The 4400-nt window shown below is 73.2% G+C and carries 6 protein-coding genes and 1 pseudogene; 3 read left to right on the top strand and 4 right to left on the bottom strand.

The annotated features are described in order from the left end of the window. The first annotated feature begins 34 nt into the window (after positions 1 to 34). Positions 35 to 781: a sulfite exporter TauE/SafE family protein gene (locus tag H5J33_RS25180; protein WP_181797159.1), complete on the top strand. Its 747-nt coding sequence runs from the start codon at positions 35 to 37 to the stop codon at positions 779 to 781. 50 nt (positions 782 to 831) lie between these two features. On the opposite strand, the gene H5J33_RS25175 is transcribed toward H5J33_RS25180, so the two are convergent. Continuing rightward, positions 832 to 1119, bottom strand: coding sequence for a metal-sensitive transcriptional regulator (locus H5J33_RS25175; protein ID WP_181797158.1), 288 nt, complete (start codon positions 1117 to 1119; stop codon positions 832 to 834). Between the two features lie 108 nt (positions 1120 to 1227). On the opposite strand from H5J33_RS25175, the gene H5J33_RS25170 reads away from it, so the two are divergent. Continuing rightward, positions 1228 to 1815, top strand: a complete 588-nt coding sequence (locus H5J33_RS25170; protein ID WP_181797157.1) for a rhodanese-like domain-containing protein — start codon at positions 1228 to 1230, stop codon at positions 1813 to 1815. A gap of 20 nt (positions 1816 to 1835) precedes the next feature. On the opposite strand, the gene H5J33_RS25165 is transcribed toward H5J33_RS25170, so the two are convergent. Continuing rightward, positions 1836 to 2390, bottom strand: a complete 555-nt coding sequence (locus H5J33_RS25165; RefSeq protein WP_181797156.1) for a flavoprotein — start codon at positions 2388 to 2390, stop codon at positions 1836 to 1838. A 157-nt stretch (positions 2391 to 2547) separates the two neighbouring features. Between H5J33_RS25165 and H5J33_RS25160 the strand changes: the two genes are divergently transcribed. Beyond that, positions 2548 to 3441 (top strand): phosphorothioated DNA-binding restriction endonuclease, encoded by an 894-nt coding sequence (locus H5J33_RS25160; protein ID WP_181797155.1) that lies wholly within the window; start codon positions 2548 to 2550, stop codon positions 3439 to 3441. Here the strand turns inward: H5J33_RS25160 and H5J33_RS25155 are convergent. Next, positions 3438 to 4040, bottom strand: a complete 603-nt coding sequence (locus H5J33_RS25155; protein ID WP_181797154.1) for a sugar O-acetyltransferase — start codon at positions 4038 to 4040, stop codon at positions 3438 to 3440. The genes H5J33_RS25160 and H5J33_RS25155 overlap by 4 nt on opposite strands. A 110-nt stretch (positions 4041 to 4150) precedes the next feature. Continuing rightward, positions 4151 to 4400, bottom strand: a pseudogene (locus tag H5J33_RS25150) (hypothetical protein); the annotation flags it as partial.

Here is a 4400-nt window from a genome sequence, read left to right as displayed (position 1 = left end):
CCGGAGGCGTACTCACCGGGGGTGCGGACATCGAATGAGCGCCGTGATACTCGCGCTGACCGCCGGTGCCGTCATCGGCCTGGCCCTCGGCGCGCTCGGAGGCGGCGGCAGCGTGCTGGCCGTCCCCGCCTTGATCTACCTGCTGGGTTTCACCCCGGTCGCGGCGACCACCGCGAGCCTGGTCATCGTCACCGTCACCTCGGCCACCGCGCTGTCCGCGCACGCCCGCGACGGCGCGGTCCGCTGGCGCACGGGGCTGCTGTTCGCGGCGGCGGGCATCGGCCCGGCGATGCTGGGCGGGGCGCTCACCGGCCGCCTGCCGGAGGCCGCGCTGACCGTCTCCTTCGCGGTGGTCGCGGCGTTCGCCGCGGTACGCATGCTGCGGCACCGCCCGGATGTGGGAACCGCCGCACCGGTGCGGCCGGTCAGGACGGTGGCCGCGGGCGCCGGGCTCGGCGCGGTCACCGGCGTGCTCGGCGTGGGCGGAGGCTTCCTCGCCGTACCGGCGCTGGTCAACGTCCTCGGCATGCGCATGCGGGCGGCGGTGGGCACCAGCCTGCTGGTCATCACCGTCAACTCGCTCGCGGCGCTGGCCGTGCGCGCCGGAACGGCGGGCGACCTGGACTGGGCCGCCATAGGCCCCTTCGCCGGCGCGGCGATCCTCGGCGCCTGGGACGGCAGACGCCTGTCGGCCAAGCTGCCCGGGGACACCCTGCGACGCGTCTTCGCCCTCGTCCTGCTCGCGGTGGCCGGCTTCATGCTGGTGGACGCGGTGACATGACGGCCGCCCTCACGCCAGGGAAGGCGGCCCTCACACCAGGGACGGCCGCCTCACGCCAGGGACAGGAACAGCTTCTCCATCCGCGCGCGCATCGCCTCCGCGTCCTCCCCGTTCTTCCTGCCCGACTCGATGTCCGCGACGCACTGCTGCAGCCCGCTGGCGATGATCGCGAAACCCGCCCGGTCCAGAGCGCGCGAGGCCGCGGCCAGCTGGGTGACGACCTCCTCGCAGTCCCGCCCCTCCTCGATCATCCGGATCACCCCGGAGATCTGCCCCTGCGCCCTGCGCAGCCGGTTCAGCACGGCCTTCAGGGACGCGCCCTCGAGCTCCAGTTCCACGATCACTCCTCCACCTATACCCCTAGGGGTACTGTACGTCCCCGGTTGTGCCCGGGGGCGACCAGATGCCCGGACGATCACCAAGCGACGACAAGGATCCCCGCTGTCATGACCAGCCCCCTCGCTCCCACCACGCTCGGCACCGACCAGGTCCGGGAGCGGCTCCACGAATTCACCGTCATCGATGTCCGCACCCCCGGTGAGTACGCCTCCGGTCACCTGCCGGGCGCCCTCAACATCCCCCTCGACCACATCCGCCGCGCGCTGCCCGAACTCCGGCACGCGGCCGGCCGCGGAGACGTCCTCGTGGTGTGCGCCTCCGGTGCCCGCTCGGAGAACGCCTGCCAGGTCCTGGCCGGACAGGGCATCCCGGCCGCCACCCTCGCGGGCGGCACCAACGGGTGGGCCGCGCAGGGCCATGATCTCCACCGGCCCGCCGCGTGCGACACCCGGGCCCGCTGGAGCATGGAACGGCAGGTCCGCTTCACCGCCGGAGCGGTGGTGCTCCTGGGGCTGCTGCTCGGTCTGCTCGCGCACCCGGCGTTCCAGCTGCTCTCCGCCGGCATCGCGGGCGGCCTCGTCTTCTCCGCCCTCACCGATACCTGCGGCATGGCGGCCGTACTCGGCAAACTGCCGCACAACCGGCCCCGCCCAGCGGACCTGGACGCGACGCTGGCCGCGCTGCGCGCCCGCTGAGCGCGACCGGACCCGGACCGTCACCGCACCGTACCGACCAGCGGCCCCAGCAACTCCAGTGCCTCCTCCCAGCGGAAGCGCTCCGCCGCACCGCCCGCCCCCGGCAGGTGCGGTTCACCCGAGCCGATCAGGACGCCCATCCCCCGCAGCCGGTCGAGGCTCTGCCGGTAAGCGGGATGGGCGGCCTGGGCGGAGTTCAGGTACGGCAGCGCCACGATCGGGATACCCATGCCGTACGCCTCGCACAGGATGCCCAGGGCGAGGGTGTCGGAGATCCCGGCGGCCCACTTGTTGATCGTGTTGAACGTGGCCGGAGCCACGGCGATCGCATCCGCCGGGGGCAGGGGGCGCGGGTCTCCCGGCGCACGCCAGGCGGAGCGGATCGGGTAACCGGTCTGCGCCTCGATCGCCTCGGCGTCGATGAAACCGAGCCCCTGCGGCGTGGCGACCACACCGACATCCCATTCCGCCTCCTGAGCGGCCGTGATCAGCCTGCCCACGCCCCCGGCGACACCGCTCGCGCACACGACGACGTACAGGAACGGCTTCTTGTCCGGGGCGGTCGGTTCGGTCATGGGGTACTCCCGGTCGGCGGCTGAAGTGGTGCGGTCAGGCGATTGGTTACCCGTGAACGGGCGGAACCATCGCCGCGTTCCGTATCGGCGACGACTGGTGCCGACCGGGAGCACCGCCCCGCCTGACGCCGTGACACCCCGTCTACGCTCACCCCCCATGGACTGGCTCAAGCGCATTGCGGCCCTGCGTCAGTGGGCCCGTGACGGAACGCGAGCTCCGCACAAGCCGTTGCTGCTCCTGTACGCCCTCGCGCGGTTCCGGGAGGACGCGGACGGGGGGCTGCGGTACACCGCCGTGGAGCGCGACTTGCAGAGTCTGCTCGCGGAGTACGGCCCGCCCCACAGGACGACGCCCGCCTATCCGTTCCATCACCTGGTCGGTGACGGGGTGTGGGAGGTGCGTACCGACCGGGGGGCCGGGAGCCCCGGGAGCGGGGTGCGGAAGTTGCGGGAGACGGGGGCGACGGGGCGGCTCGCGCCGGAGTTGAGGGCGGCGTTGCGGCGTGAACCGGAGCTGCTCGGCAGGATCGCGCGGCTGCTGCTCGACCTGCACTTCCCGCCCTCCCTCCACGCCGAACTGTGCGAGGCCGTCGGACTGGAGCCGGAGCCGGCCGAGCGGCTCGTGCCGGCGCGCAGGCAGCGGGACCCGCGGATGCGGGAACTGGTGCTGACCGCCTACGAGTACCGGTGCGCCTTCTGCGGCTACGACGGCAGGATCGGCTCGGTCCCGGTCGGGCTGGAGGCCGCCCATGTGCGCTGGTGGGCGTTCGGCGGCCCGGACGACGTCGACAACGGGCTGTGCCTGTGCTCGCTGCACCACAAGCTCTTCGACAAGGGCGTCCTGGGGCTGGGGGACGATCACCGCGTCCTGGTCAGCCGGCGGTTCGTCGGGCACAGCGCCGCCGCCCGGCAGCACGTCACCGCCCTCGCCGGCCGGCCGCTCATCGGCCCCCAGCCCGGTATCCGCCGGGTCGCCGCCGCGCATCGCGACTGGCACACCCGGCAGGTCTTCCACGGCGAACCGCGCCCCGCCGCCCCCACCGGGGGCTAGTCCCCGGCCATGCGCGTCGTGAGGTCCTCCTCCGTGATCGCGCGGAGCGGGCGGCACGGGGTGCCGACCGCCACCGTCATCGGGGGGATGTCACGGCTGACGACGCTGCCGGCGCCGATGACCGAGCCGTAGCCGATGCGCACGCCGGGGAGGACGACCGCGTTGCTGCCGATCCAGACCTTGTCCTCGATGACGATCGGCTCGGAGAAGCGTCCGAAGTCGGCGCGGCGGTCGGGATGCACCGGGTGGCCGGTCGTCGTCAGGGTCACGCCGGGGGCGATCATGACGTCGTCGCCTATGCGGATGTCCACGTCGTCGACGAACGTGAGGTTCACGTTCCCGAAGAAGTCGTCCCCGATGTGCACGTTGCTGCCGAACGCGGCGTGGAACGGCGGCAGCAACGCCGTGCGTTCGCCGACCGAGCCGAAGATCTCGACCAGGAGCGAGCGGCGCCTCTCCGTGTCGCCCGGCGGGGTGTGGTTGTACGCGAAGATCTGCTCGGTGCGCCGCCGAGGGGCCTGGAAGGCGGCTTCCGACTCGGTGTAGACCAGCCCCTTGGCGATCCGGGCCAGGACTTCTTCCTCGTGCGCACGCGTCACAGTGGGACGCTCCCTTCGTCCAACCCCTCGGGCACCGGCCCGGCGCGCCCGCGGCCGGCCGCACGCCCCCGAGCCTACGTGCGCCGCGGGGCCGCCGCGATCTCTTTCCGTCAGGCCTGTACGACCGTGAAGTGCCTTTCCGCGCCCGGGTGTTCGAGTTCGTCCACTGCCGCTGCCGCCAGGTCCTCCGCGCTGATCCAGGAGCGGCCGTCGGGTGCGGTGAGCAGGGTGTCCGCGCCACGGCGGTAGCGGGCGGTACGGGCGCCGGGCTCGAGGAGGGCCGGGGGGCTGAGGTAGGTCCAGTCGGGGTGGGCGTGGGCGCGGCAGGCGTGCAGTTGGGCCACTCCGGCCGCGGCGACC

It is taken from the genome of Streptomyces sp. WELS2 (assembly GCF_013870595.1).
Taxonomy (GTDB): domain Bacteria; phylum Actinomycetota; class Actinomycetes; order Streptomycetales; family Streptomycetaceae; genus Streptomyces.
Note: the sequence above shows the minus strand (reverse complement) of the source record. Positions and strands in the feature narration are given on the sequence as shown.